The organism is Thermanaeromonas sp. DSM 22490 (genome assembly GCF_056378755.1).
In genome coordinates, this window is record NZ_JBJHHE010000012.1 from 41,943 (window position 1) to 67,124 (window position 25,182).

The 25,182-nt window shown below is 48.2% G+C and carries 27 protein-coding genes, 1 pseudogene and 1 riboswitch; of the genes and pseudogenes, 9 read left to right on the plus strand and 19 right to left on the minus strand.

Annotated elements, in window-relative coordinates; all coding sequences use genetic code 11:
- Nucleotides 1-112: 112 nt before the first annotated feature.
- Nucleotides 113-1,327, minus strand: a complete 1,215-nt coding sequence (urtA, locus tag AC1BI1_RS09140; RefSeq protein ID WP_476717031.1) for an urea ABC transporter substrate-binding protein — start codon at nucleotides 1,325-1,327, stop codon at nucleotides 113-115.
- Between the two features lie 1,072 nt (nucleotides 1,328-2,399).
- Between urtA and AC1BI1_RS09145 the strand changes: the two genes are divergently transcribed.
- On the plus strand, nucleotides 2,400-2,771 hold the full coding sequence (locus tag AC1BI1_RS09145; RefSeq protein ID WP_476716976.1) for a hypothetical protein: 372 nt from the start codon (nucleotides 2,400-2,402) through the stop codon (nucleotides 2,769-2,771).
- Between the two features lie 294 nt (nucleotides 2,772-3,065).
- On the opposite strand, the gene AC1BI1_RS09150 is transcribed toward AC1BI1_RS09145, so the two are convergent.
- Together AC1BI1_RS09150 and AC1BI1_RS09155 are read right to left on the minus strand one after the other, a co-directional pair.
- Complete coding sequence (locus AC1BI1_RS09150) at nucleotides 3,066-3,251, minus strand: hypothetical protein (protein ID WP_476716977.1); 186 nt, start codon at nucleotides 3,249-3,251, stop codon at nucleotides 3,066-3,068.
- Between the two features lie 86 nt (nucleotides 3,252-3,337).
- Nucleotides 3,338-3,697: a hypothetical protein gene (locus AC1BI1_RS09155; protein ID WP_476716978.1), complete on the minus strand. Its 360-nt coding sequence runs from the start codon at nucleotides 3,695-3,697 to the stop codon at nucleotides 3,338-3,340.
- 508 nt (nucleotides 3,698-4,205) lie between these two features.
- Between AC1BI1_RS09155 and AC1BI1_RS09160 the strand changes: the two are divergent.
- Nucleotides 4,206-4,313 (plus strand): annotated as a pseudogene (locus AC1BI1_RS09160) (rubrerythrin family protein); the annotation flags it as partial.
- Nucleotides 4,314-4,540: 227 nt separating this feature from the next.
- Here AC1BI1_RS09160 and AC1BI1_RS09165 read toward each other — a convergent pair.
- The 9 genes from AC1BI1_RS09165 to AC1BI1_RS09205 form a co-directional block, all read right to left on the minus strand.
- Nucleotides 4,541-5,596 (minus strand): Ldh family oxidoreductase, encoded by a 1,056-nt coding sequence (locus AC1BI1_RS09165; protein WP_476716979.1) that lies wholly within the window; start codon nucleotides 5,594-5,596, stop codon nucleotides 4,541-4,543.
- A gap of 20 nt (nucleotides 5,597-5,616) precedes the next feature.
- Nucleotides 5,617-6,552, minus strand: coding sequence for a hydroxyacid dehydrogenase (locus tag AC1BI1_RS09170; protein ID WP_476716980.1), 936 nt, complete (start codon nucleotides 6,550-6,552; stop codon nucleotides 5,617-5,619).
- A 66-nt stretch (nucleotides 6,553-6,618) separates the two neighbouring features.
- Nucleotides 6,619-7,590 carry a tripartite tricarboxylate transporter substrate binding protein gene (locus tag AC1BI1_RS09175; protein ID WP_476716981.1) on the minus strand — a complete coding sequence of 324 codons (972 nt, stop codon included), beginning with the start codon at nucleotides 7,588-7,590 and terminating at the stop codon, nucleotides 6,619-6,621.
- Nucleotides 7,591-7,670: 80 nt separating this feature from the next.
- Nucleotides 7,671-9,170 (minus strand): tripartite tricarboxylate transporter permease, encoded by a 1,500-nt coding sequence (locus AC1BI1_RS09180; RefSeq protein ID WP_476716982.1) that lies wholly within the window; start codon nucleotides 9,168-9,170, stop codon nucleotides 7,671-7,673.
- A 13-nt stretch (nucleotides 9,171-9,183) separates the two neighbouring features.
- Nucleotides 9,184-9,660 (minus strand): tripartite tricarboxylate transporter TctB family protein, encoded by a 477-nt coding sequence (locus AC1BI1_RS09185; RefSeq protein ID WP_476716983.1) that lies wholly within the window; start codon nucleotides 9,658-9,660, stop codon nucleotides 9,184-9,186.
- A gap of 22 nt (nucleotides 9,661-9,682) precedes the next feature.
- On the minus strand, nucleotides 9,683-10,579 hold the full coding sequence (locus AC1BI1_RS09190) for a dihydrodipicolinate synthase family protein (RefSeq protein ID WP_476716984.1): 897 nt from the start codon (nucleotides 10,577-10,579) through the stop codon (nucleotides 9,683-9,685).
- A gap of 28 nt (nucleotides 10,580-10,607) precedes the next feature.
- Complete coding sequence (locus tag AC1BI1_RS09195; protein ID WP_476716985.1) at nucleotides 10,608-11,561, minus strand: sugar kinase; 954 nt, start codon at nucleotides 11,559-11,561, stop codon at nucleotides 10,608-10,610.
- A 12-nt stretch (nucleotides 11,562-11,573) separates the two neighbouring features.
- The gene (locus AC1BI1_RS09200; protein ID WP_476716986.1) at nucleotides 11,574-12,332 is read right to left on the minus strand and encodes a GntR family transcriptional regulator; all 759 of its coding nucleotides are present in this window, start codon (nucleotides 12,330-12,332) and stop codon (nucleotides 11,574-11,576) included.
- Between the two features lie 314 nt (nucleotides 12,333-12,646).
- A complete protein-coding gene (locus AC1BI1_RS09205) occupies nucleotides 12,647-13,024 on the minus strand; it encodes a desulfoferrodoxin (RefSeq protein WP_476717032.1) in 378 nt (125 codons plus the stop codon).
- A 191-nt stretch (nucleotides 13,025-13,215) separates the two neighbouring features.
- Here AC1BI1_RS09205 and rbr point away from each other — a divergent pair, with 191 nt between their 5' ends.
- The 6 genes from rbr (at nucleotide 13,216) to mqnC (ending at nucleotide 18,951) form a co-directional block, all read left to right on the plus strand.
- Nucleotides 13,216-13,791: a rubrerythrin gene (rbr, locus tag AC1BI1_RS09210; protein ID WP_476716987.1), complete on the plus strand. Its 576-nt coding sequence runs from the start codon at nucleotides 13,216-13,218 to the stop codon at nucleotides 13,789-13,791.
- 379 nt (nucleotides 13,792-14,170) lie between these two features.
- A complete protein-coding gene (gene nadE, locus AC1BI1_RS09215) occupies nucleotides 14,171-14,893 on the plus strand; it encodes an NAD(+) synthase (protein ID WP_476716988.1) in 723 nt (240 codons plus the stop codon).
- 147 nt (nucleotides 14,894-15,040) lie between these two features.
- On the plus strand, nucleotides 15,041-15,925 hold the full coding sequence (locus tag AC1BI1_RS09220) for an MTAP family purine nucleoside phosphorylase (RefSeq protein WP_476716989.1): 885 nt from the start codon (nucleotides 15,041-15,043) through the stop codon (nucleotides 15,923-15,925).
- A 13-nt stretch (nucleotides 15,926-15,938) separates the two neighbouring features.
- On the plus strand, nucleotides 15,939-17,039 hold the full coding sequence (gene mqnE / locus AC1BI1_RS09225; protein ID WP_476716990.1) for an aminofutalosine synthase MqnE: 1,101 nt from the start codon (nucleotides 15,939-15,941) through the stop codon (nucleotides 17,037-17,039).
- Between the two features lie 24 nt (nucleotides 17,040-17,063).
- Nucleotides 17,064-17,912 (plus strand): menaquinone biosynthetic enzyme MqnA/MqnD family protein, encoded by an 849-nt coding sequence (locus AC1BI1_RS09230; RefSeq protein ID WP_476716991.1) that lies wholly within the window; start codon nucleotides 17,064-17,066, stop codon nucleotides 17,910-17,912.
- The gene (gene mqnC, locus AC1BI1_RS09235; RefSeq protein ID WP_476716992.1) at nucleotides 17,893-18,951 is read left to right on the plus strand and encodes a cyclic dehypoxanthinyl futalosine synthase; all 1,059 of its coding nucleotides are present in this window, start codon (nucleotides 17,893-17,895) and stop codon (nucleotides 18,949-18,951) included. The genes AC1BI1_RS09230 and mqnC overlap by 20 nt, the downstream gene beginning before the upstream one ends.
- A gap of 1 nt (nucleotide 18,952) precedes the next feature.
- On the opposite strand, the gene AC1BI1_RS09240 is transcribed toward mqnC, so the two are convergent.
- The 6 genes from AC1BI1_RS09240 to cobK are packed head-to-tail and all read right to left on the minus strand — an operon-like array spanning nucleotide 18,953 to nucleotide 22,816.
- Nucleotides 18,953-19,237, minus strand: a complete 285-nt coding sequence (locus AC1BI1_RS09240) for a putative Se/S carrier protein (protein WP_476716993.1) — start codon at nucleotides 19,235-19,237, stop codon at nucleotides 18,953-18,955.
- 28 nt (nucleotides 19,238-19,265) lie between these two features.
- Complete coding sequence (locus AC1BI1_RS09245; RefSeq protein WP_476716994.1) at nucleotides 19,266-20,135, minus strand: energy-coupling factor ABC transporter ATP-binding protein; 870 nt, start codon at nucleotides 20,133-20,135, stop codon at nucleotides 19,266-19,268.
- Nucleotides 20,113-20,916 (minus strand): cobalt ECF transporter T component CbiQ, encoded by an 804-nt coding sequence (cbiQ, locus tag AC1BI1_RS09250; protein ID WP_476716995.1) that lies wholly within the window; start codon nucleotides 20,914-20,916, stop codon nucleotides 20,113-20,115. The genes AC1BI1_RS09245 and cbiQ overlap by 23 nt, the downstream gene beginning before the upstream one ends.
- A 52-nt stretch (nucleotides 20,917-20,968) precedes the next feature.
- Nucleotides 20,969-21,262, minus strand: coding sequence for an energy-coupling factor ABC transporter substrate-binding protein (locus tag AC1BI1_RS09255; RefSeq protein ID WP_476716996.1), 294 nt, complete (start codon nucleotides 21,260-21,262; stop codon nucleotides 20,969-20,971).
- A gap of 17 nt (nucleotides 21,263-21,279) precedes the next feature.
- Nucleotides 21,280-22,023 carry an energy-coupling factor ABC transporter permease gene (locus AC1BI1_RS09260; protein WP_476716997.1) on the minus strand — a complete coding sequence of 248 codons (744 nt, stop codon included), beginning with the start codon at nucleotides 22,021-22,023 and terminating at the stop codon, nucleotides 21,280-21,282.
- Between the two features lie 25 nt (nucleotides 22,024-22,048).
- A complete protein-coding gene (gene cobK / locus AC1BI1_RS09265) occupies nucleotides 22,049-22,816 on the minus strand; it encodes a precorrin-6A reductase (protein WP_476716998.1) in 768 nt (255 codons plus the stop codon).
- A 365-nt stretch (nucleotides 22,817-23,181) separates the two neighbouring features.
- A riboswitch (cobalamin riboswitch) is annotated at nucleotides 23,182-23,372 on the minus strand.
- Nucleotides 23,373-23,478: 106 nt separating this feature from the next.
- Here cobK and AC1BI1_RS09270 point away from each other — a divergent pair.
- On the plus strand, nucleotides 23,479-23,919 hold the full coding sequence (locus AC1BI1_RS09270) for a hypothetical protein (RefSeq protein WP_476716999.1): 441 nt from the start codon (nucleotides 23,479-23,481) through the stop codon (nucleotides 23,917-23,919).
- A 1-nt stretch (nucleotide 23,920) separates the two neighbouring features.
- Here the strand turns inward: AC1BI1_RS09270 and hflX are convergent, their stop codons facing one another.
- The gene (gene hflX, locus AC1BI1_RS09275; RefSeq protein ID WP_476717000.1) at nucleotides 23,921-25,174 is read right to left on the minus strand and encodes a GTPase HflX; all 1,254 of its coding nucleotides are present in this window, start codon (nucleotides 25,172-25,174) and stop codon (nucleotides 23,921-23,923) included.
- Nucleotides 25,175-25,182 lie beyond the last annotated feature (8 nt).

Sequence of the window (25,182 nt, forward strand, 5' to 3'; positions counted from 1 at the left end):
TTTTTACTCCTTTCCCTGTAAACAACTTCCGCCAGTACAAACGATCGCTAAAATTATTTACTTAAGCAGCCAGTAGCTGACTTATCTACTGGCTGCTTAAGGATACTTTGAATTACTTACCCTGTACTAGTCCTTTCGCCCACGAATATCCCTCCAAATAGGGGTCGGGCCTCACAGGCTCACCTGAACTCCACAACTCCTTAAATTGACCGTTCTCGGTAATTTGACCAATCCGGACTGTTTTCCATGTGTGCTGATTCTCTTCATCAATCCGTACCAATCCCTCTGGAGCCTTAAATTCAAGCCCCCTAGCCGCTTCACGAACTCTGTCTACATCAGTGGAACCTGCTTTTTCTACTGCCTTGGCCCACAAGTAAACCTGGAAGTAGGCCGCCTCAATGGGATCGTCGGTAACCCGCTCTTGCCCGTAGCGAGCCTTATACTTTTTCACGAATTCCTTATTCTCCGGTGTATCTGTAGATTGGAAGTAGTTCCATACGGCATAATGCCCTTTCATGTATTCTGCGCCAATACCTCGTATCTCTTCTTCAGCAATACTTACTGACATGGTGGGGATATCATTTGCCGTAATACCAGCAGCCTGGAGTTGCTTAAAGAAAGCTACATTGCTATCTCCGTTTAAAGTATTGAAGATTACATCCGGTTTTGCAGCCTTAATCTTATTAATTATGGTGCTATAGTCAGTATGTCCTAATGGGGTATATTCTTCTCCAACTACAGTACCTCCCTCGGCCTGAAGTTGGGCCTTGATAATCTTATGAGCCGTTCGTGGGAAGACATAATCCGATCCCAATAAGAAGAACCGCTTCTTACCCTGCTTAAGTAGCCACTCTACAGCAGGAACAATCTGCTGGTTGGGGGCCGCACCTGTATAGAAAATATTACGTGAGGATTCTAGTCCCTCATACTGTACTGGGTACCATAGCAGGCCATTATACTTCTCTACTACAGGGAGTACAGCTTTACGGCTTGCTGATGTCCAACATCCAAAGATTGTAGCTACTTTATCCCGTTCAAGTAACTTTTTCGCTTTTTCAGCAAAGGTAGGCCAGTCGGAGGCCCCGTCTTCTACTATGGGTTCAATTTTACGACCCAATACACCACCGGCTGCGTTGATCTCGTCAATAGCCATTAGCTCAGCGTCACGCAAAGATGTTTCACTAATGGACATGGTTCCACTCAACGAATGCAAAATACCTACTTTGATTGTAGTTGCATCACTTAACTCGCCAGTTTTTTCCCGTTTATTTGTAGCCCCGCATCCTGATAAGATTGAAGTCAAGATAATAGTTAAGACAAAAAGCATTGCCAAGGTCTTAAATTTCAATTTGTTATTGCTATACCTTAACAAATTTAATCCCTCCTTCAAAATCTGTATTGAAAGATGTTTATAGTCTTTGTTTATAGTCTTTTTGAGAAAGTGCAATTGCTCAAAATCTATACTCATCGCCCCGTTTCGAACGGCGCCTATTCGTCCCGGGACGTTGTTTCTATACTTTGCAAATAAGAAAGGGCACCTCGGTCAAGTACTTTCACCCCAGGCGCCCTTACCTTTCGTCCGGCGTCGGACCATAGATTTCGATAGCCAATAAAGCTGAAACAACAAAACGCCTCTTGGAGAGAACCTCCTCTCCAACAGGCGCCTTTGCCTTTGAATATTCCTCTCTATCTCTTCACCAGTTGTCTGCGTGCTGGATATATCATACACAATGTTAGGTTGATTGTCAATGGGGCTGATTCCCGTAATGTTAGACACCAAGCATAAATTTCTGGGTTTCTCGCACAATTCTGCCCGAATACTCTATGAAACTCCCCTGGAGTTAATAGCATAGGGATTCGCAGGGACAAACTAACGCCTCACGCACTTGTTCTCCTTCCACCTAGCAAAGGCAAGGACTTTCTCCAGGAACTCGCTGGCATCTCCTTGTCCCTATATTATACGCGAAGGTATCAATGTTGTTCATGGTAGTCACGCGTGTGGGGGCTGGCGCCCCCTCCACGAACCATGAAAGGAGTTAAGATAATATAAAACCACGGCCATGAAACGGGTCGGATTTTTCTTGGGTGGGTGCCCGTATTGTAGTCTGATCCAGACGCCTGCAGGCACCACAAACTGTAAAGCAGGCTAAAAAGGCCCAGCACGAGGAGGAGATTCTTAAACAATAAGGTGTCTTATGGCAGTAATTTTAAAAAATCAAAAGGAACCAGGGCAAGGGAGTTAAGAAGGAAAGCGCGATGGAAGTAGTGTATGAGCGCTGTTGTGGGCTGGGTGTCGGCAAAAACAATAGTAGCGTGCCTGATCACGCCGGGAGAAAAAAAGACACAACAAGAAATAAGAGCCTTGGCACCATGACGGAAGACTTAATAACATTGCGAGAATGGCTTTTAAAAAACGGGGTACGGCGGTAGCCATGGAAAGCACGGCAGTATACTGGAAGCCCCTATACAACATACTGAAAAGCCACATACCAGTGTTGTTAATGATCAACCCTGAACGCTTAAGGGAGTTAACCAGGTACCGGGAAGGCCTCCAAGCCGAACACCGGCGAGAGGTTCAAAGGATTCAAAAGCAATTGGAAAACATCAATATCAAATTAAGTTCCGTAGCCACGGATATCATGGGCACCCCAGGACAGCAAATAATAAAAGCGATAATTAATGGGAACGAAGACCCGGCAGAACTGGCTCAGATGGCCAAAGGAAGATTGCGCAATAAGATACCAGAATTAGAGAAAGCCCTGCAAGGGTAGACAGGAGAACCCACCCGGCTTATATTAAAGCAACAAATGGAGCACCTGGAGTTCCTGGAGCAGCGGTTAGCAGCCCTGAACGAAGAAATAAAAAAGCCAACCTTACCCACGACTACATGGAGAGCTTTTATATCCCGGCCATGAATTTTGACGCCATTAATGCCAAACGGGAAGAGATACTTGCCCGTATCCTGAAGTACGCGGCCGAGTTCAATGCTGCTTGAGGGTTAGAAATTGAAAGGGGTAGCCGCGAAGCTTAAAAAAGCAGGGGTGGTCCTCCACCCCTGCACTCATTTAGTTACGCCTTCTCCGAGGCTTGCCCGGGTATAGAGACTTCATAATCTCGTAGTCTTCCTGGGAAATTATCCAGTAGTCCGCCGCTATGTGTAAGGCGACTTCCAGCAGTGCCTGCTCTTCCAGGCCTTCTCTGCGGTAAAGCTGCGAAAAGGTCCTAGCCGTCTCGTAGTCATGCCTGAGCAACCGGTGACCCCACGCAAAACGCCTGACTTCTTCGTCCATAAAACGATGTATAAAGCTAATGGGTTCAACTCCCAGAAAAAATCTACTTATACCGAGGTGCTCCCGGAGGCCTGTTCTCCACTTGACGATTTTCCCTCAGCGACCATTTTGTTGTGCACTTCCTCGAATAGCTCGCCTATTTCTTTCTCTCCGTACTTATCCTGCATCTGCTGGAACTTCTGTAATACCTTGGAATATGCCTGGCCCCATACCTTCCAGTTTTCATTTATCGCTTTGATCTCCAGACCGGACTTTTCGTCTTTTGCTTGCTCTACCAGTGTCACCATCTCTTCCTTCTGAAGCAAATTTGTCGGCTTCAAGTTCAAAAGAGCATTGATATCCCTCTCCAGTATCTGGCTCAAGGCCTGGGAACGCAAAATTGCTGTCCGCAATACTTCCTCCTGCATAAGGCTCCTCCTCCCTGTCCAATAAGTGATATTCACGCCACACAAGGCTTTTTAGAGAATAAGACTGGAATCTCAAATTTTTGTACTGATAGGATTTACGTTTCAAAGGAAAACTCCGGTAGGGTCGGGCACCTAATTTCACTAAGCGATACTGAAACTTCCTCGCCAGCAAACGACCACTCCCTTTCAGCACGACCCCTGCCTTTATAATTGCATTCGACACTTTTTCCCAGACTCCTCTCAAACTCCTCTTAAACCCAAAGGTTAAACGTAGCATTTCCTATCTGGGAAGTCAACTAAATTAAATTATACTTCATTGTGAAATTGGTCACAAAAGCGGAGTAGAAGCGGCGAAAAAGCGGAGAAAAAGGGGGGTAATCCCCGTTCAGTAAAACTTAACACCTGCCGTAAGCAGACCTATAAGGGAAAAATCCCAATAATGGCGAATCAATCTCGTAGGGTAAAATTAACTAAACCAACATAATTGAAGAGGTTAACTTAATGGGTACTGTTTAAAGGTTCCCGGACCGAAAAGAATTTACTGCTGTCCTTTGCTGGCGAATCTCACGCGCGTAACCGCTATACCTTTTACGCCAGCCAGACCAAGAACGAGGGGACCAGGAGAGCGCAAGGCCTCAAAATCAAGTTTTAAAAAAATAGAGCCCCTGCTGCCAGCGGATAAAATGCCAGCAATACAGGGACTTCCTTGCCCATACGCTGCGGGAGCGCCTTTCCTCACCAATCAGCTATATTTTTTTAGTTCTATCATGACATGGAACAGTCATTTGTCAAGAAAACCTGGGCTCTATGCCCGTGTCAAGATTTAGTGAGTACACAAATAATTTACCCCACGTTAAGAGGTACTTTCGTAACTTCCGAGACTATCTTAAGCTCCTCCACAACTTCTTCATCAAGTGGAATCCCGGAGCGCAAGCGTTCTTCTCGAGTCTCCATTTCCATTTCACCAGGAACGTATATCTTCTCGAAACCTGGTGCAAGCGGCGAATCCTTAATATCTGCTATTAAGGCATCAAAGCGTCCTGTAAATTCTTCAACATTCATAAAGTTATCTATCCTAAAGGCGAGCAGCCATACACCACAATTCAGTGGTCGTGTCCAATCGCTAATCATGGACGGAATATTGCTACCAAATAAAGCCCCCGTCAGGACGCCGGCAAGAATGTCAATTACCAGAGATAACCCATAACCTTTTGGTCCCCCAAGCGGCAATATAAACCCCTCTAGCGCCTTGTTGGCATCCTGTGTAGGATTGCCTTCTTTATCAATCGCCCAGCCAAGGGGTATACGTTCACCACGCCGTGCGGCCATGATAATCTTACCTCGTGCAGCGGCACTTGTCGCCATATCAAGTACCACCGAAGGCTGCTTTCCCCCAGGAATAGCGATGGCTATGGGATTTGTCCCCAAACATGCCTTTAGTCCACCCCACGCCGGCATATGTGCAGAAGCATTGGCGAGTACCATTCCTATCATTTTTTCCCTCATGGCCATTATAGCATAATAACCGGCCATGCCTATATGATTAGTATTACGTACTCCTACTATACCAACCCCAGTTTCCTTTGCTTTTTTTATACACAACTCCATTCCTTTAAACGCCCCTACTTGGCCAAACCCATTATTTCCATCAAGGAGCGCGGTACAAAGATTTTCCCTTACTATGCTTGGCATGGCATCAGCATCCATCAACCCAAGTTTAATACGCTTGATGTAGACGGGCAGGCGCGATATGCCATGAGAGTTTATTCCTCTTAAATCGGCTTCCAGCAGCACGTCTGTGACAATTCGCGCTATCTCCTCTCTAGCTCCTACGGCTCTAACAGCCTCAACACAAAATTGGTGAAGCGTATCAAACTTGATAGTTATGTGCTTACCCATAATGACATATCCCCCACTTTCTACAAAACCGGAAAAAGTGGCTTTTTCCCTTCTACTAATACCCGTTTTATTTCTTCTGCGGCCATTATCGCCATCTTTTCTTGAGCTTGTTTGGTCATTGCGGCGATATGTGGTGTAGTTATCACGTTTTCCAATTCTAGCAGTCGACTACGCATATCGACCGGTTCTATGGAGTAAACATCTAGGGCGGCTCCCCGTATTCTGTGCTTCTCCACTACTTCTATGAGAGCCTCTTCTTCTACGACGCCTCCGCGCGCTGTATTTATCAGGAATGCTGTGGGCTTCATAAATGATAGCACTTCCCTGTTAATCAAACCCCTCGTCTCCTCCGTAAGCGGACAATGAATCGATAGAAAGTCAGCCTCACGGACTGTATCTGTTAAACTTAAGAACTCAACTGCCCTTACTTCGCTCTTCCTCCTGTAGGGATCATGCGCCACAACTCGCATCCCAAAACCTCGCGCCAGTTCAGCCACTCTTTCCCCTATTCTACCGTAGCCTATTAACCCCAACGTTTTGCCCCATAACTCTTCTCCCATCAAACTCTCCCGGTCCCACTTCTTCCGCAAAGAAAGGTCAAGATGAGCAGTAACAATGTTTCTAGCTACAGCTATAATAAGCCCAATAGTGTACTCGGCTACTGCGTTCGTGTTGGCATCAACCGTTGTCGTTAACCATATGTTGTTTTGTTTCACATAGGATACATCAATATCATCAAGACCGACACCGTGCCTGGCTATTATCTTGAGCTTTTCACCCTTCTTAAGAACATTCTCTGTTAGTTTACCTATCTTGTGTAGTACCGCATCGGTACCTGCAATGCACTCCCCAATTAGTTCATGGGTAGGATGTTCGAGAACTTTAACTTCGGCAAATTCTTTCAAGCTCCTCAGCCCAGCCTCCGCAATTTTACCTGTTACAAGCACCGTTTTCATGTCCGTCTCTCCCTAAAAGCTTCTAAGCAAGGCACCCGGTGGTATCCCGCCGGGTGCCTTGCTTTTTTATTCCTTGGCCAATCCGGTTTCCTTAAGCAGCGAATGATACTTATCGTACTCTGAAGTCAGATGGGAAATGTATTCTTGGGTACCCATCCATATGGCATTAGATCCCGTTTTCTTCATATAGTCCTGGTACTCCTTACTATTCCAAGCAGTCTTAAATAGCGCTTCAAGGCTCTTTATTACCTCCGCGGGCGTTCCTTTAGGTGCTAGAAAACCCCTTACTGACCGGATATCAAGATCAAGACCCAGCTCTTTGAAAGTTGGAGCGTCTGGAGCCAGAGGGTTTTTATCCGGCGCCATTACCGCCAGTACACGGAATTGCTTGCTTTCAATCTGAGAGGCTGCTTCGTTAGGGGGGACTACGATAGCTTCTACATGGCCACCAAGCAACTTTATTGCTGCAGGTGCCCCGCCTTGTTCCTCTGGCACCACATTGAGTTTTAGACCCGCACGCTTGGCCAAGGCCAAAGCACCAGCCTGCCACAACCCACCTGGAGCACCGGTGGCTACACGCACAGTACGTTCCTTTGCCGTCTTAGCAAAATCCTCGTAGGACCTCCATGGTGAATCAGCCCTAACGATAAGAGCGGGCGCATCGTAGTTAACAGCACAAATGGGTTCAAAATCCTTGTAGGTCAGCTTACTGTGACCTGTCCACTTAAGCGTGGAAATGTTCGAAGTCATTAGTACCAAGGTATATCCATCGGGTTGCGCTTTAGCAACTTCAGCAAGGCCAACTGCTCCTGCTCCCCCAGGCTTGTTTACAATCACAACTGCAGGCCCGATAGCCTTGTCCACAAGGTCTCCAAGTACCCGGGCTACCTGATCGGTTCCGCCTCCCGCACCGAAGGGCACCACGATTGTAACGTCTCTCTGAGGAAAGGATTTTTCTTTGGTGGCACAACCGCCCAAGATTAACACGGTTCCCAAAAGAGCTACTGACGCTAATGCTAGTGCAATCCTTTTAAGCATCGTCGTTACCAACCTCCTGTTATGTTGTAAATGTTATACTTCCAAAATTCCGCGCAATAGTCGCATTCACTTACTTCACTCTAGTTTTTAACAGCCCCAGTTCGCGTTTTTCTCCTCACCTCCTGTAGTCTGGGTATGATTAACATAGCAGCCGTAAGAACCCAAAAGAATAAGCTGAAGGGTCGTGTAAATAATACCGAAACGTCGCCTTCATACATCTTTAATGCAGTTCGCAAGCTACTTTCGGCCATGGGCCCAAGCACTAAACCTATAAGCATAGGCGTAACAGGCATCTCTATACGTTCCATAATAAAGCCGATGATACCGAATAGGACCATAATAACAATATTGAAAGCATCATTACTTACCGCATAAGAACCCAGCGTGCAGAAAGTCACGATCAAGGTCAGTAAAATGGGTTGAGGTATATTAAGGACCTTGGCAAACACCCGAGCAGCTGCTAAACCCAGGATCAGGAAGAAGAAATGCGCCAGAATAAGCGACCCGTATATGCCGTAAACAAGTTGAGGATTTTGTTCATAAAGCAAAGGACCAGGACGCAGGTTATGCATCATAAATGCCCCTATCATCAATGCCGTAATTGTATCTCCAGGAATGCCCAGTGTTAGCAATGGGACAAGACTACCGCCTACTGTAGCGTTATTAGCCGACTCCGAAGCTGCAATTCCTTCAGGAGCTCCCTTGCCGAATTCCTCAGGGTGTTTTGAAACCCGCTTTTCCGCATTGTAGGCCATCATTGAACCCATGGCGCCCCCCGTGGCTCCTGGCAGCACACCCACCCAGATGCCAATAAGCGTTCCTCTGACCCATGTACGCCAAACCCTTTTGACGTCCGCCCATGTTGGGAGGAGGCTACCTATTTTTTGGGTAGCCCTTTGCCCTGTCTCCGTTCGACCAAGTTGATTCAATACCTCAGACAGGCCAAATAGTCCTATCATTATCGGTACAAACTCTAGACCGCTTTGTAAATTTTCCAAGCCGAAAGTAAACCTCGGAGCACCTGTCATGGGATCCAGGCCAATAGTCCCTAAAAAAACGCCAAATACTGCTGAAATTAACCCGTAAATAAGCTTCTTGCCAGTAACGTCTGCCACAGATGCAAGTCCCCAAACTGCAATGGCAAAGAATTCCGGTTCACCAAACTTTAGGGCTACCTTTACTATGAATGGTGCCGTAACAATAAGGAATATTATAGATACCAACCCGCCGATAAATGAGGAAGTCGTCGATATGCTAATCGCCCGTCCGGCCTCCCCCCGTACCGCCATGGGGTACCCATCCAGTGTAGTGAAGGCAGAAGACGGAGTACCTGGAATCCGCAATAGGACAGCGCTTATAGAGCCACCGTATATGCCACCAACGTAGATACCGCATAACGTTGCCAGACCAACTAGCGGCTCTAGACGAAAGGTAAAAGGAATGAGTACGGCTACTGCCATTGTTGCTGTTAAACCTGGTATGGCCCCTACTATAATACCTCCCACAGTGCCCAGCAAAGTGTAAAGCCAGACTTCCGGCCTACCGAAAATAGATGCTAATGACGACCATACTGTTTCCATCACAAACACCCCTTCACGGCAAGGGAATCCGTAACAACGAATGAAAGACATAGTACAGGCTTAAGGTAGTTATCACACTTATAATTACGATGCTTTTTAAGGATCGCTCGCCAAACAACCTTAGGCAAATTGCCACAAACAGAAAGGTGCTAGGTATAAACGTAAGTACAGGTAAAAGTGTCTTAAAACTCAATATAACTACTAGTAACAATATTCTCTCTAGCTTGTTTGTGTCGATCTCCGTTCTAGCAACTTCTTCTCTCGAAAGCAGAACGGAAGTAACTAATAGCCATGCTCCCAAAAAAATCAAACAGTAAGCAATGAGCTTAGGAACAAAGTCTGAACCTACAACTTCCACTGCCGCGGTAAGGCGCGGAAAATGCCTTACCGCCAGCAAGATGTAAACCGCCAGTAACCAGCAGCTCAATGAGAGTAGTAAATCTATCCATGGAATACTTCTTTTTACTTCATCGATCCCTTTACTCTCCACGAATACTCCTCCCCACCTAGCTTCACTGCTGTTCCAACATGCCAAGTTCAATAAGTGTTTTCCGAATACGCTGGTACTCTTCTTCGGAAACAGGCTCAAACGGAGCTTTAGGTACACCGATGTCTATCCCTAACATGCGCATGACGGCGTGATAGAAAGGAACAGGAATCCCTTCTCCAGTGACCTTCCTGAGCAAGTTGGCCTTCTTTTGTGATTTACCCGCTTCTTCGTATTCGCCCCGTCGGCAAAGTTCATAGATATGGATGATAAATTCCGGAAAGGCGTTGGAAAGACCCGAAACACAGCCCGAAGCCCCGCCAATCATAGCCGGCACCAAGTGGGTCTGCGACCCAATTAAGAAGACAAAACCTGGCTTCTTAACCTCGGCTATAAAATTATAGAAGAGAGCAATATCGCCGCTACTGTCCTTAATTCCAGCAAGACCATATTCGGCCAGTTCCGCAAGTACTTCAGGAGTTATGGTATAATGCGCGTACTTGGGATTGTTATAAGCAATTACAGGTAAGCTTGAGGCTTCGATAAGCCGCCTGTAATGATTGATAATAGCCCCCTTGGTATGGCGGTAGTAGAATGGTGTCACAGCAGCGACCGCGTCTACCCGAAGACCCTCCGCGTGCCTTAGCAGCCGCAGCGTCGTTTTGGTATCTGCAGCTCCTATGTGAAGCACAATACTTACTCGGCCGTTAACCGTTTCAGCTACTGTCTCTGCCACTTGCATCCGCTGCTCTGGAGTCATAAGAGGCCCTGAGCCATAAGACCCACAGACAAAAAGACCATGTACCCCTTTGTTAATCAAGTGTTCAACATAACGTTTTAAACCTTCAACGTACACCTCTCCTTCCGCATCAAAAGGTGTTACTAATGCCGGAAGAATTCCTTCAATATGATGTTTTTGCATTAATAAGAACCCCCTTAAATGAATCAATTTATCGATTGATAATTGTTGAGTTGCCACTCATAAAAGCGATTAGCTCATCGCGATACGGCAGCGCCTCTATATTTCCAGTAACACCTAAAGCCAGAGCACCCATGGCATTAGCCATCCTCCCAGCTTCCTCCAAGCTTAAACCTTCTAGTAACCCCGTTATGAAGCCTGCAGCAAAAGCATCACCGGCACCAAATGGATCCACAATACGCTCTACCGGAAAGGAGGGTACATAAACTTCCTGATTCGCACTAGCAATCAGAGCGCCTTTTGACCCAAGCTTTAATGCCACAACCCTCGGACCCAACTCAAGAAAACGCTTAACGATCTTTTCCGGCTCGCTTTCGCCGAGCAATATTTGGGCTTCCTCTATTCCCGGCAAAAGAATATCGGCTTTTCTAATTAGATTGAGAAGAATAGAAATAGCTCTTTCCTTTTTCCATAGTTTTAACCGAAGGTTAGGGTCAAAAGAGATTAAGACACCGTTTTCTTTCGCAATATCCATGGCTCGTTCTACCGTTGCCAAGCAGGAAGCACTAAGGGCAGCAGTAATACCTGTGAGGTGCAAATACTTCGCTTCACATATATACTGTGGGTTAATGTCTTCGGGCGTCATTCTACTAGCTGCTGAGTTTTGTCGGTAATAATAATTCCGGCTTTCTCCTATTTCACGCCGCTCTTTGAAAAATACGCCTGTAGGAGCTTCAGGATCTATCTTAACTTGGGACACATCAATCCCTTCCCCCCTTATCACCGCGAGGATCAATTTGCCAAACTCGTCGTTCCCAAGTCGGCTAATCCAGCCTGCGCTATGACCCAGGCGAACAATACCAACGGCAAACGTAGATTCGGCCCCTCCAGTACGTAGCTCAAAGTGGGTACTGTAACGCAGTGGACCGGGGGAAGCGGCTACTAATACCGCTAAGGTTTCTCCCAGGGTTACAACTTCAGGCACAAGCATGCCCCCCTATATAGCCTCTGAACTCGACTTTTGACCAACAATTTCATAGTTTTCAACTGTGAGTTTAAACATATCGCCGCGATATAACCCCTTTCCATACCTAATAGGTTCGTTGTCCTCGGCGTAAAGCACGCCTCCAACAAGCAGTAAGGGCTCTCCTTCCTTAACACCTAACAGCTTCGCTTCCATACCTTTTGCCACTATTGACTGTACAGTCTCTCTCGAGCGTACGAGCCTTATACCGCACTTTTGACGTAGAGTTTTAATCAAGGATTCTACGCTTAGATCAACTTCCAATACGGCAGCACACTTGGCGAAAGGTAAATAGGACCATTGTAAAACCGCCGGCTGTTCATCAATCAAACGTAAGCGCCTAATCTCGATAACTTTTTCTCCTGGAGCCACCTCAAGATTACTTGCTACCTCACTAGTTGCAGAGACCACTCCCGCAGAAATGATATGCGTGCTGACGCGAAAGCCTTGTTGTGCCATCTTTTCCGAAAAGCCTATCATAGTGTTTAACTGGCTGCTTATCTTGGGAGTGGCCACAAAGCTTCCTTTGCCTGCCCGCCGAAAGATCCAACCTTCAACAACCAGTTCAGCAATAGCCTGCCTTGCCGTTTGGCGGCTAATGTTAAATTCTTTCACTAGTTCCCATTCCGATGGGATTCGATCGCCGGGTTTTAAAATCCCCTTTTGAATCTGTTCCCTAAGATAATTGGCTACTTGATAGTAGAGAGGGACCGCAGAATTGCGTTCAATCAAATTGACCCCTTCCTTGTCAGTGCCATATCGTACTTGTCCGTACAGGATGTTACATTATATTCGACAAGGTTTCTTGGATTCCTTCTCAACTTTAAAAAAAAAATTCTTTATACCCCGCCCAACACCGGATCACCTATTGGGGAATGAACAAGATGGTGCAGAGGATGGAAAAACGGGGCAGGTAGGGTTGATAGTACCTGCCCATAAAGCCAGTCAACATTCGCGCAATGTATGCCCATGGTAAGGGTTTGTTACCCTTGATAACCTGCACCCCATTTTCGAAAAGCGGTCTCAGTTTGAGCAAAATATTATAATCACTCTGATTTCCAATGGCCGTGAAGATTACAGTAAGCCCGTGCTACTGCGGATGACGCTCGCGTACAGAATTCGGCTTCTGGCAGCTGTCCAGGGCTTAGGGGCTGCCGCAAGATCTGGTCGTCGGTAATTAGTTCAATCCATTCAATATAGTGTTTTTCTTCCATGGGGTGTGGCGTAGAGCCTACAACCACTTTGAAGCCTCCATCTATTTTAGTTACAACTGGCACATGTTTTTCCTTGCTAGCATCTACTGTGTTCTCTGCGAGAATATCCATGGGCTTTCCACAACAAACTAGGGTACCGGCCCCGGAGCGGAGTACCTCGACAATGTTGCCACATACGTTACATTTGTAAACCTGCCCGGGAGAAGTCATCATTAGATACCTCCTTGCTAAATGTGGATTAATCGTTAAATTTCGCCATGAGACCCCTTATTCCTGCTCCTTCTACGCCTTTTTGTCTTTTTTGGCGCAAACTTCCTAACTTTGGCAGGGAAAAACGTTATCGTCACGAAAATTATTAGATCAGGAATAAAGGACACTAATATACTGGAGAGGTGAACTTAATGGGTACTGTTAAAGGGTCCCGGACCGAAAAGAATTTACTGCTGGCCTTTGCCGGCGAATCTCAAGCGCGTAACCGCTATACCTTTTACGCCAGCCAGGCCAAGAAAGAGGGGTATGAGCAGATTGCTGCCATTTTTCTGGAAACGGCCGACCAGGAAAAGGAACATGCGAAACGGCTATTCAAGTTCTTAGAAGGCGGCGAATTGGAAATTACCGGCACCTTCCCTGCAGGCTACATTGGCTCCACCGCCGAGAACCTTGCCTCCAGCGCTGCTGGTGAAAATCACGAGCACACTAATATGTACCCTTCCTTCGCCAGGATGGCTGAAGAAGAAGGCTTTACAGAAATTGCAGCTGTCTTCCGTGCTATTGCTAGAGCGGAAAAGGGGCACGAAGATCGGTTTCGAGCTCTCCTGGCCAATTTGCAAGAGGGGCGCGTCTTCTCGCGGAAAGAAAAAGTCACCTGGCGGTGCCGTAACTGTGGCTACATCCACGAGGCTAGTGCAGCGCCAGAGGTATGTCCCGCATGTGCTCACCCGCGTGGCTTTTTTGAATTACTGGTTACCAACTATTAAAGCCTATTATTTATTAGTGTAAATATTTTAAGGCCCCAGGCCTGGCCAAAATAAAATGGGGGTTAAGTCTAGGGGAACCAGAAGCGCCTGGGGCCTTAAAAGCAAGCTTAAAACACAAAGGTCCTGTTGCCGGCAATTTAAATACGCCAGCCGCACAGGACCTCTTTGCCCACACAGGGGAGAGCATCTTTGCCCACCCGCCAATTATTTATGTACTTTTTACTTTCTATCATAACATGGAACAGTCATTTGTCAAGGAAAACCTTGACTTTTGGGAACAGGGCGGTATAATGGGAACAGGCAACGAGGCCTCGGTAGTCTTTTAAAGTTACAGGGACACGGGGCTTTTTCTTATTTTAAAGCAGAAAGGGTGGTGTACATGAAGGAATTAGCCGACAAATTGGTTGCCTGGATCCAGGAAAAGGTACAAGAGAGCGGTTGTCAAGGCGTGGTACTGGGTTTAAGCGGAGGTATTGATTCCGCGGTAGTAGCTGCCCTCTGTAAACGGGCCTTCCCGGAAAATAGCCTGGGCTTGATCATGCCTTGCTATAGCAATCCGCGGGATGCTGAAGATGCTGAACTGGTAGCCAGAACCCTGTCCCTCCCCACCAAGACTATAGTCTTAGACGCTGTTTATGACGCTCTAGTAGAAGCCTTAACGGGCAGCCCTTACATTCCCCAGGAGCGCTCCCTGGCCCTAGCCAATATTAAACCCCGCTTGCGCATGACTACTCTCTACTACTGGGCCAATAAATTGAATTACCTAGTAGTCGGTACTGGGAACAAGAGCGAACTGGCCGTAGGCTACTTTACCAAATATGGTGACGGCGGTGTCGATATTTTACCCCTGGCCAATCTGGTAAAGACCCAGGTGCGAGAACTCGCGCTTTATCTCCACATCCCGGAATCAATTATTAACAAGCCCCCTTCTGCCGGCTTATGGGAAGGACAAACCGACGAAGGAGAAATGGGGTTAACCTATGCTGTGCTGGACCATTACCTTCTTACCGGCGAAGCTCCCCCTGCGGTTGCCGAACGCATTAACCATCTTATGGCCGGCAGCCAGCATAAGAGGCAGCTTCCTGCTGCGCCTCCCTTTTAATACCCTTGTACTCCGGCGTAACTGAAATAAATACCTTATATCTCCCGCTTAAGCGCAAAAATCTTTTGCGCTTTTCTTTTACCTTAATAGGATCTCTTGACGTTAAAACGGAAAAAGAGGTACAGTAACTAGAAGAGGAGAGTTTATATGAGCCGTAAGCAACCGACAGATATGCCGCAGGTTCCTATAGCCTTCATCGGAGGGTCGGGTACTTTTTCCCTTAGGCTTCCAGAAGATCTGGGTTGGCCAGGGGTAGAAGTATTAGAGGAAGATTTGGTTTACGCTACTCCCTGGGGGCCAAGCCCACCCCTAAAGCTCTTTTCCTTACCCACGACTCCTCCCCGCTTGGTGCTGACCACCAAAATGCATGGTCGGTTACCGGGAGTATCGTGGGGCGAATCTTCTCGCCGCCTCTTTTGGGTATTGCGCCAGGCGGGGGTAAAAAAAGTCGTGGCCGAAGGCGGAGTGGGAAGCATTAACCCCCTTCTGGACCCCCTGGATATCGTCATCCCTACTGATTATGTAGATTTTTCCCTGCGACGAGATGTGGCTTTGAGCGAGGACTACCTGTGCATAATGCGGCAGCCCATCTGCCCTTCCTTGCATGAGACCCTGGTGAAAGTAGCTAGGACAAAGCCCTTAAACCGGGTTTTTAGCCGGGGGACTTATCTGGTCACCGATGGCCGCCATTTTGAGAGTGAGGCGGAAATTAAAGTCTTCCGCCAGTGGGGGGCCGATATCGTAGGCCAGACCCTGTGCCCCGAAGTTTATCTGGCGCGGGAGATAGGTGCCTGTTATGCCGGTATTTACCTGGTAGTTAACTATGCCGAGGGTACAGTCAAACCCTGGGAACATAAGGTTTTAAAAGATATTTTCTTTGAAGAGGCCGAACCCTTCGCCCGCCTGATCTTCCAGGCTTTGATGGAGCTCCCCCTGGATTTTTCCTGCGGGTGCCGGGAACTGCGCAAAGATACTCTGTTGCGCCCGGAAAACATCGGCCGTGCTCGTCGCAAAAGTGACAACTCACATTAAAGAGGGGAAGGGAATGCTGGCGGAAGCTATCCTCAGAGGGCCTTTAGGAGATATCGCCGAGAAGGTGTTCCAAGGACAAAGGTTAAGCCGGGAAGACGGCCTGCGCTTGATGGAATCCAATGATCTGTTAGCTATAGGCTTTTTAGCTGACTATGTCCGGCGCCGGAAGGTGGGCGATGAGGTATATTTTATCAACAACGCCCATATTAACCATACCAACATATGCCGCAACCTCTGCCGCTTCTGCGCTTTCGGCAGAACACCTGAAGCAGAGGGCGCTTATACTTTAAGCCTGGAAGAAATAGCCGAGAAAGCCCGGCAATTTAAAAAATATAACCCCACGGAAATTCACATTGTAGGCGGGCTTAATCCGGAACTCCCCTTTAGCTATTACGAAAACATGCTAAGAATAATAAAAGAAATCCTTCCGCAGGCCCACCTGCAGGCCTTTGATGCTGTAGAAATAGATTTTTTGAGCGAGATATCCGGTTTAAGCCTGGAGGAAGTGTTACTGCGCCTCAGAGAAGCGGGCTTAGGATCCTTACCCGGTGGTGGAGCGGAGATCTTTAATCCGTCGATACGGCAAGAAATCTGCCCGCGGAAAATAAGCGGTGACCGCTGGCTACAAGTTCACGCTGTTGCCCATAGTTTGGGAATACGCTCTAACGCTACCATGCTTTACGGGCATATTGAAAGCCCCGCCGACCGCATAGATCACTTGCTGGCTTTGCGCAGCCTTCAGGACGAAACCGGAGGCTTCCTGGCCTTTATTCCCCTGCCCTTCCACCCGGCCAACACCGGGTTGGCCAAATTGCCCCCTTCCACTGGCTACGACGATTTGAAGACCCTGGCCATAGCCAGGTTGCTGCTGGACAACTTCGACCATATAAAGGCTTTCTGGATAATGCTTACCCCCAAGGTGGCCCAGATTGCCTTAAACTTTGGGGTGGACGACCTGGATGGTACGGTGCGGGAAGAGCGCATTGCCCACGATGCTGGAGCCGAAACGCCCCAATATCAACCAGCGGAGGAGTTCTTGCGCCTAATCCGGGAAGCGGGAAGGATTCCTGTGGAGCGCGACACCCTTTATAACGTAGTACGCCGTTACCATTAAATAAAACCACAGGAGTGGAACTGGATGAGCAAGCCGCGCATAGGCAGGATCAGTTATATCAATTGCCTGCCTATTTTCTATGCTCTGGAAGAGGGTCTGGTAAACATTCCGGCGCAAATTGTTTACGGCCACCCCAACGAGTTAAACCGGGCTTTGACTGAAGGCAATATTGAAATCAGCGCCGTATCTTCCTTTGCTTACGCCAAGCAACACGATAAATGCTTAGTGCTACCCGACCTGTCCATTTCTTCCTGGGGGCCAGTCAAGAGTGTGGCCCTGCTGAGCAAAGTGCCCCTGGCCGAGCTAGCAGGTAAACGCGTCTCCCTTACGCCCTATTCGGCTACCAGCGTGGCTTTATTGTCTATCCTGCTGGAGAGATTTTATAACCTTGAAGTCAGGTTTTTTACCCGGCCGACAGGTGTGCCCCCCTGGTGGTCGGAACCGGAAGCTACCCTGGTGATTGGTGATGAAGCCTTACTGCAAGTCAATCGTCCGGAAGGATTATATATATACGATTTGGGCAAAGAGTGGCATCGATTTACAGGCAAGCATATGGTATTCGCCCTGGTGGTGGTAGAAGGAGAGTTCGCGCAAACCTTTCCTGGCCTTCTAGAAGAGATATGGCAGGGCCTAATTGCCGCCAAGCAATGGGGTAGGCAAAACCTGGCAACCCTGGCTTACCGGGCTTCTTCCCTTACTGGATTGCCTATGGGCGACCTTATAGATTATTTCCACCACCTCCAATATGATTTGACAGCAGAACACCTGGAAGGATTGCAGACCTTTTATCAGTATGCCTACGAGCAGGGCTTGCTCCCTGCTCCCGTTACTGTCAAATTGTGGAGGGCAGAACATGGAAAGGATAACGGCTAAAGTCCAGGCGGGCGAACGCTTAACACCCCAGGAAGGGCTAGAACTCTTACGTTCGGCCGATCTCTTGTTCCTGGGTTACCTGGCCGACATGGTCCGCAAGCGGTTTCACCCGGAAAATATAGTGACTTTTGTAATAGATAGGAATATCAATTATACCAACATATGCACTTGTGGGTGCCGCTTTTGCGCCTTCTATCGTCCCCTGGGTCATCCAGAAGGTTACGTCTTAAGCAGAGAAGAAATTTTCGCCAAAATTGAGGAAACAATAGGTGTGGGCGGAACCCAAATTCTCATGCAAGGCGGCCTCCATCCGGAACTATCTCTTTCGTATTTCGAAGACTTGTTTAAAAGCATTAAAGAGCGTTATCCTGTCAAGCTACATTCCCTTTCCCCGGTGGAGATAGATTACCTGGCCCAGAGGAGCGGGTTGAGCGTTGAGGAAGTGTTACGCCGTCTCATAGCCAGCGGACTAGATTCTTTACCCGGCGGCGGTGCCGAAATTTTAGTGGACCGGGTACGCGAGGTAATTAGCCCTCGTAAAACAAAGGCGGGGAGATGGCTGGAAGTCATGGCTACAGCCCACCGGTTGGGCCTTAAGACCACGGCGACCATGATGTTCGGGAGCCAGGAAACCCTGGCCGACCGTATAGCCCACCTAGAAGCTATTCGCTCTTTGCAGGATGAAACCGGTGGCTTCACCGCTTTTATTCCCTGGACTTACCAGCCTGGAAATACCGCCCTAGGGGGTACACCGCCTTCAGCCCTGGACTACCTCCGCACCTTGGCCGTAAGCCGTCTTTATCTCGACAATATACCCAATATCCAGGTTTCCTGGGTGACCCAGGGACCCAAGGTGGCTCAGATAGCCCTATCCTTCGGCGCCAATGACTTCGGGTCCACCATGTTGGAAGAAAACGTGGTCAGAGCAGCAGGGGCTCACCACCGCTGTTCTCAAGAAGAAATTATCCGTGTAATTAAAAATGCTGGCTTCCGGCCAGCCCAGCGGGACAATGTCTATAACATTCTGCGCTATTTCTGAGTTACCCCGGGGGAGGACCCAGTTCCAGCACTTCCACAATTTTTTCCACAAACCCTCTAGTTTTGATAGCTCTTACCTTTTTTTCCATCTTTACGGAGGACCTTAGCAAAGGCCAAACCTTTTCTTCTTCCGCGGTTTCAATTTCCAGGGCCAGGCCGCACAAAGAGCTTAGCTCTTTCGGTATAGGTATTAACTGGCCCTGTAAGCCTGCTTCTTTCAAAACCTTCTCCGCTCTCAAGGCATAATAAGTCGAGGGAAAAGTGAACAGAGTAACCTCGCGGTCCACCTTTACACCTCCACTTTTTATTATAGCATTATCCCTTGGCTACTTTAAGTATAGGGCCGGAGGCTTGAGTGGACCAGGGAAGACAGGCCCAAAGATCTTCTTTACAGCGCGGGGGCTTAGGACCCAAAGACCAACCGCGCTTTTGCAGCTCCCGGTAAACCTCCAGTAACCACGGTATAGTTAATCCAGCTTCCCGGATTAATTGGGGTTCAAGAAATACTTCTTCCGGCCGACCCTTAGCCAGTAATTGCCCCGATTTTAGAATAAAAATCCAGTCAGCCCAGGAATAAGCCAGATCTACATCATGGGTGGAAAGCACCACGGTTTTTCCTGCACCATTAATTTCGTCCAGCAGCTCAATAACCTGACAGGTAAGCAAAGGGTCAAGGTAAGCTGTGGGCTCGTCTAAGATTATTACCTCCGGCTCCATGGCCAGGACGGCTGCAATACAAACCCGCTTTTTTTGTCCGTAGCTTAAGAAATGGGTTGGCTTATCCGCCAGCTCCGTTATACCGGTAGCAGCCATAGCCTTTTCTACCCGCCGCTTTACTTCCTCTGGCGGCAAGCCCAAATTTAAGGGGCCAAAGGAGATCTCCTGGAACACGCTGGCCGAAAAAAGCTGGGAATCCGGATCTTGAAAAACAATCCCCACCTTCTGGCGCAAACTGGCCAAAGAGCCCCGGTCATAGCGCAGCTCCCGCCCCTGCCAGAACACCTTTCCGCGCTGGGGGCGAAAAATACCGTTAAAGTGCAAAAAAAGAGTGGATTTGCCGGCCCCGTTAGGGCCTAAAATAGCGACTTTGCTGCCCTGCTCTATCTCCAGGGAAATGCCCCTCAAAGCTGTAGTTCCATTGGGGTAGGTAAACTCAACCTCCTTAGTTGCCAAAATAGGTTCCAAGCCGTCCACCTCCGCCGTACCAGTTGAGCACCACCAGGAACACAATCCAGAGAAAAATAAGCAATATATTGCGCTTGGAGACAGTGTACGTGGGTTCCAGGACCCTAAACTCACCGCTAAATCCCCGCGAGACAAGGGCAAAATCTAACATTTGCGACCTCTGGAAGCTTTTAAGAAACAGGTTGGCAGCCAGCTGGCCCAAGGAAGACAAAGATCTGAACCACGAACTATAGCCCAACCGGGAAGACTGGGACAGATATATGTTTTCGGCCGTATCCAATAACACAAAACTGAAGCGATAAATCAAACCCATTAGTTCCAGAAAAAGGGACGGGACTCTAAGTCTGCGGAACACACTCATAATTTCTATGAGAGGTGTAGTCAGGGTTAAAAAGTAGAGGCAGGAAACGCCGGGGATCACTCGTAAGAAAAGCTGGACCGCCCTCCCCAGGTCCTGCCCGGTTATTCCTACGCTTAAGTCTCCCACGCTAAAGCTATAAAGCATTCCCTGGGGTGCCTGCCAGGAAATGGTAATAACTATGGCTATAACACTGGCTGCCAAAAAGGAAAGAGGTATCAACAGCATCCGAATATAAAACCTAAAGGGAACACCGGCAACACCGACTAAAAGCCAGCTGGTTAAGCCCAAGATAGCTAAGGAGGTCCATACAGATCTGGCGCCCAAAGACAAAAGCAAAGTCCCCAGGCTAAACACCATCTTTTCTCCCGGGTGTACACCTCGCAATTTATTGCTATAAGCGTACTGTTCTACACTAATCATGCCGCGCCCTGCTTTCTCACCTGAAGGCCTCCGTAGGAATCGCATCTCGCGACTACAGCTGCTTTTTCTCTGCAGAGGCTTTGCCTTTGAGGTAACCCAAGTAGTAACATACAAATCCACTTCCCAGCGCTGCCTGTACGGCAAACAGGAAACTTTCTACCTCACTGCTGGGCGGCTCCCATAAAGAAGCAAACCATGGCTGGTAGTCGGGTCGAACTTCACCAATGATTTCTTCAGCCCGCCCATCGGCTCCTCCAAACTCAGCCCCTTGTTGAATTATAAAGGGAACTGTTACCAGCACGACGATCAGCAAAAAAAGGATCATATTTTTTTGGGCTATATTCATATACTCCTCCCCTTATTTTAGTTGAGTACTGCCAATTCTTCCAATTCTTTTCGGTTATAGGCCACCAGGAAATTGAAGACCACAACCGTCAACAATCCTTCGGTAAGGGCCAGGGGTACCTGGGTGAGAGCAAAAATCCCCATGAACTTTATAAAGGAAGCCCCAATTCCTCCTTGCTGGGCCGGAAAAGCCAGGGCTAACTGCAGGGAAGTAGTAACGTAGGTTAATAAGTCGCCCAGAGCAGCAGCTAGGAAAGTACTCAACCACAAGGGAGCCTTTACTTTTTGCAGGAATTTGTAAGTGCCATAAGATACGAGGGGACCGATTACAGCCATGGAAAAAGTATTGGCCCCCAGGGTAGTCAGGCCTCCGTGGGCCAAAAGAAGGGCCTGAAACAGGAGTACAATGGCTCCCAAAACACTCATCACTGTGGGCCCAAAGAGAATAGCTCCTAACCCTACTCCAGTGGGATGCGAGGAGCTCCCAGTTACAGACGGAAGCTTTAAGGCAGAAAGCACAAAGGCAAAAGCACCGGCCAGGCCTAGCAAAAGCTTAAGACTAGGACTCCCTTGTACTTTGCATCTTAGGGAACGTAAGCCTGCTAGCCAAAAAGGAAGTGCCACCACAAACCAAAAGCCAGCCCAGCCCATGGGCAAAAAGCCTTCCATAATGTGCATAGCATAGGCTGGATGGGGCAGGGTTAAAGAAATTATCACAAAGTAAACAGCAAATATCCCCACCAAAGCGATGCGCTGGTACATAGGCTTCCTCCTTTTTACCAGTCCATTAATTTACTACCTGCTGGATAATGTTGACAATTTCTTCCAAGGAATGGACTGCATGGCGAGACTGCATTTGGGGGCGCTTAATTATCACCACCGGAATATTCAGCGCCAAAGCAGCGGCAATTTTGGTGTCAGTACCGCCAGCGGAACCAGAATCCCGCGTTACCACTACCTTGGCCTTATAAGCGCGAAAAATAGCCTTATTTAATTCTCGGGAAAAAGGCCCCTGCATAGCCACAATATCTCGCGGTACCAAGCCTAGATCTTGGCACTTCTTAATAACCCGGTGTTCCGGTAAAACGCGCACCACTATTCTTTTATTTTTGAGCTCGTTATAAGACAAGAAGACCTCCAAGTTATTAGTTCCGGTAGTTAGAAAAATGGTATCTCCCAGGCTCGCCGCTACCCTGGCAGCCTCTTCCCAGCTGTAAACTTGATGAATTAAGGGGTGATCGGGTAACTCCGTTTCCGAGCGCAAGAAACGCAGGTAACATAAGTTGTACTTATTACAGAGGTCTTCTACTTTTAGGGAAATTTCATTGGGAAAAGGCAAGCTCAAATCAACTACAACTTTTAAATTATATTGCCCCATAAGGTCACTGAAAGTCTTCTCTGTAACGGAATAAAGTTGGACACTTGTTATCCCCTCGTCCCGGGCCACCCGGCAGCCGTATTCACTGTTGACCCAGACTACCACTTTATAACCCCGGTTCCCGAGCAACTTAGCCAACTTCCATCCTTCACCGGTACCTCCGATTACTAAGATCACAGCCAAAACCTGCTCCTTCTGGTAAAACCTAATAAAAAACCCCGGTTTGCCTCTACCGGGGCAATGGGTTTACCAAGCCATAATTTCCAATCAGCCTCCCGGCACGACAAACCTACCTGGCATTTTTGTCTCCAAGAAAATGCCCCATGAGTCTTATGCAGGCAGGTTTTCCCGGGTGGCCAGTCATCGCCTTACCTCAAGCTACCCCTTTATTTATTAGGGGACTTTTTGAGGCAGCTCCTACTCCCGTACTAACCTTTTAGCTTTACCTTCTCGAGGTAAAGCACCCTATAAAGAAAAAACCTCCCGCCCTACATGGTCACGGAAGGTAGCTAACCTGCACCACCCCCTATCCATCGTAGGGATATGGTACTAAGGAACGAGCAGGTCTCCTGGCTTCAGTTCCTCGCTTGCCCACGCCTTCCCAGACCCTAAGGCCCAGTGGCTTTTAAAGTTTGTGGGCTTGCTCCCTGTCACAGTGGCGGGACCGCGTCAGAATCGCACTGACTTCCCCTCGCTGCCGCCTGGCAGCTTAACTCGTTCCCTCGTAGGTGTGTTAAGTTATGGTCATTTTTATTATACTGGAACCTCTTGAAAGTAGCAAGGGCTTTTTACCGGGAATACCATAAGTATGAAAGAGATTTAGAAAGGAGTGAAAAGGGTTGGAAGATCTTAGCAGGCTTTTGGCTATCCTTGGGGCCATTTTTGCTGCTGCGCAAGGAATAGTGGAACAGCTTAAGGCGCGCTGGCCGTGGTTGGGGCAAAAACTAGACGATCCCGTTCTAGAGCAGAAAAGGCAGTTAAGGGTGATTATAGTCAATGCTATCATTGCTGCTATTTTAACAGGCATAGCTGCTGTGGATGTTTTCGGCCTCTTAGGATTGGATGCTGCCTTTGCCGGCTTTAAAACATCTTACCCCGGCCTTTATCTCCTGCTGAACATGATTATCGTGGGTTTAATGTCTACTTTTGGCAGCCCCTTCCTGCACGAAATCCTGGATATACTAATAGAATTTAAGCGACATATTCGCCTTCGCAACCAGATGTCGGAATTTCATTTGCTAAAGCCTACCTCCGAGGAATCCAAAACCCGGGGAAACTAAATTAACCCCGGGTCTCCGTGTCAGCTGGACAATCCCCACTTACACGGGCCCTCAATTTTTGGAAGTCTTCAACACGGCCGCGAATTATTAGCTTGACTCCCTCGGGCAGGTATTCTTCTGTTACCACTTCCAAGCGGTCCCTCAGCCGGGCTAATTCGCCCAGCCGGTTAAAGGGAACCAGAATAGTCATCTCCTGGTGGGGGAACAGTTCCTCCTCAACAAGGCTTAACAATTCATGTAGATTGGTACCATAGAGAGCCGAAATGGCTACACCGTCAAGGGGTAATATCCCTTCATATTTATCCATTTTATTGTAGACTTTAAGTATAGGCCGGTGGTAGAGGCCGAGTTCCTTTAGAAGTTCTTCCACGGCTGCTACCTGGCGATCCATATAGGGACTGGTTAGGTCGATAACGTGGAGCAGCAGGTCAGCAGCAAACAGTTCTTCCAGCGTAGTTTTAAAAGCTTCCTTTAGCTTTAGCGGCAAATCTTTAACAAATCCTACAGTATCGGTTAGGAGCGCCTGCCGCCCCGAAGGTAGCCGGACGCGCCTGCTGACCGGGTCCAGGGTGGCGAATAGCTGGTCCCGTACCAGGACCTTGTGGGGACTGAGGGAAAGAGCATTGAGCAGGGTTGACTTACCGGCATTGGTATAACCGACCAGGGAAATAACTGGAAGAGCTTTTTCCTGGCGCAAGCTGCGCAAGATTTCTCGTTTTTGTCGTACCTCTTGCAGTTCTTTCTGCAGATGATGAATGCGGCGACGAACTGCGCGGCGCAACACCTCCAGTTTAGTTTCACCCGGCCCGCGCGTTCCAATCCCGCCCCCCAAACGGGAAAGTACTCCCCCCAACCCGTGGATGCGGGGATAAAGATAGGTGAGCCGGGCTACTTCCACTTGAATTTTACCTTCACGGGATTGGGCTCTGCGGCGGAAGATTTCCAGGATGACCTGGGTACGGTCCCATATTTCAGCCCCTTCCAGCAGGTCCTCAAGGTGTTTGACCTGCCGTGGTGAAAGCTCCCGGTTAAAGATTACGGCCTGGATGTCCTCCCTTATAATGCGTTCTTTGACTTCCAGCACCTTGCCCTCTCCCAGGAGATAATTGGGATCCGGGCGGCGTTGTTGTACTACAGCATCTATTACTTCGATCTCGATATTGCGGGCCAGTTCTTTCAGTTCGGCGAGGTCATAACTGATTTCCTCATCCTTTTCTTCTAGGGCCAGATAGCAAATGATTCCTTTTCTGACCATGCTATCCT

Bases quoted from the DNA above. Each gene is read 5' to 3' on its own strand.
- hflX (WP_476717000.1), bottom strand. From the start codon at position 25,174: ATGGTCAGAAAAGGAATCATTTGCTATCTGGCCCTAGAAGAAAAGGAT.
- AC1BI1_RS09145 (WP_476716976.1), top strand. From the start codon at position 2,400: ATGGCTTTTAAAAAACGGGGTACGGCGGTAGCCATGGAAAGCACGGCA.
- AC1BI1_RS09180 (WP_476716982.1), bottom strand. From the start codon at position 9,170: ATGGAAACAGTATGGTCGTCATTAGCATCTATTTTCGGTAGGCCGGAA.
- nadE (WP_476716988.1), top strand. From the start codon at position 14,171: ATGAAGGAATTAGCCGACAAATTGGTTGCCTGGATCCAGGAAAAGGTA.
- mqnE (WP_476716990.1), top strand. From the start codon at position 15,939: ATGCTGGCGGAAGCTATCCTCAGAGGGCCTTTAGGAGATATCGCCGAG.
- AC1BI1_RS09155 (WP_476716978.1), bottom strand. From the start codon at position 3,697: ATGCAGGAGGAAGTATTGCGGACAGCAATTTTGCGTTCCCAGGCCTTG.
- AC1BI1_RS09205 (WP_476717032.1), bottom strand. From the start codon at position 13,024: ATGACTTCTCCCGGGCAGGTTTACAAATGTAACGTATGTGGCAACATT.
- cbiQ (WP_476716995.1), bottom strand. From the start codon at position 20,916: ATGATTAGTGTAGAACAGTACGCTTATAGCAATAAATTGCGAGGTGTA.
- AC1BI1_RS09175 (WP_476716981.1), bottom strand. From the start codon at position 7,590: ATGCTTAAAAGGATTGCACTAGCATTAGCGTCAGTAGCTCTTTTGGGA.
- mqnC (WP_476716992.1), top strand. From the start codon at position 17,893: ATGGAAAGGATAACGGCTAAAGTCCAGGCGGGCGAACGCTTAACACCC.
- AC1BI1_RS09220 (WP_476716989.1), top strand. From the start codon at position 15,041: ATGAGCCGTAAGCAACCGACAGATATGCCGCAGGTTCCTATAGCCTTC.
- rbr (WP_476716987.1), top strand. From the start codon at position 13,216: ATGGGTACTGTTAAAGGGTCCCGGACCGAAAAGAATTTACTGCTGGCC.
- urtA (WP_476717031.1), bottom strand. From the start codon at position 1,327: ATGCTTTTTGTCTTAACTATTATCTTGACTTCAATCTTATCAGGATGC.
- AC1BI1_RS09170 (WP_476716980.1), bottom strand. From the start codon at position 6,552: ATGAAAACGGTGCTTGTAACAGGTAAAATTGCGGAGGCTGGGCTGAGG.
- AC1BI1_RS09165 (WP_476716979.1), bottom strand. From the start codon at position 5,596: ATGGGTAAGCACATAACTATCAAGTTTGATACGCTTCACCAATTTTGT.
- AC1BI1_RS09260 (WP_476716997.1), bottom strand. From the start codon at position 22,023: ATGTACCAGCGCATCGCTTTGGTGGGGATATTTGCTGTTTACTTTGTG.
- AC1BI1_RS09190 (WP_476716984.1), bottom strand. From the start codon at position 10,579: ATGCAAAAACATCATATTGAAGGAATTCTTCCGGCATTAGTAACACCT.
- AC1BI1_RS09255 (WP_476716996.1), bottom strand. From the start codon at position 21,262: ATGAATATAGCCCAAAAAAATATGATCCTTTTTTTGCTGATCGTCGTG.
- AC1BI1_RS09230 (WP_476716991.1), top strand. From the start codon at position 17,064: ATGAGCAAGCCGCGCATAGGCAGGATCAGTTATATCAATTGCCTGCCT.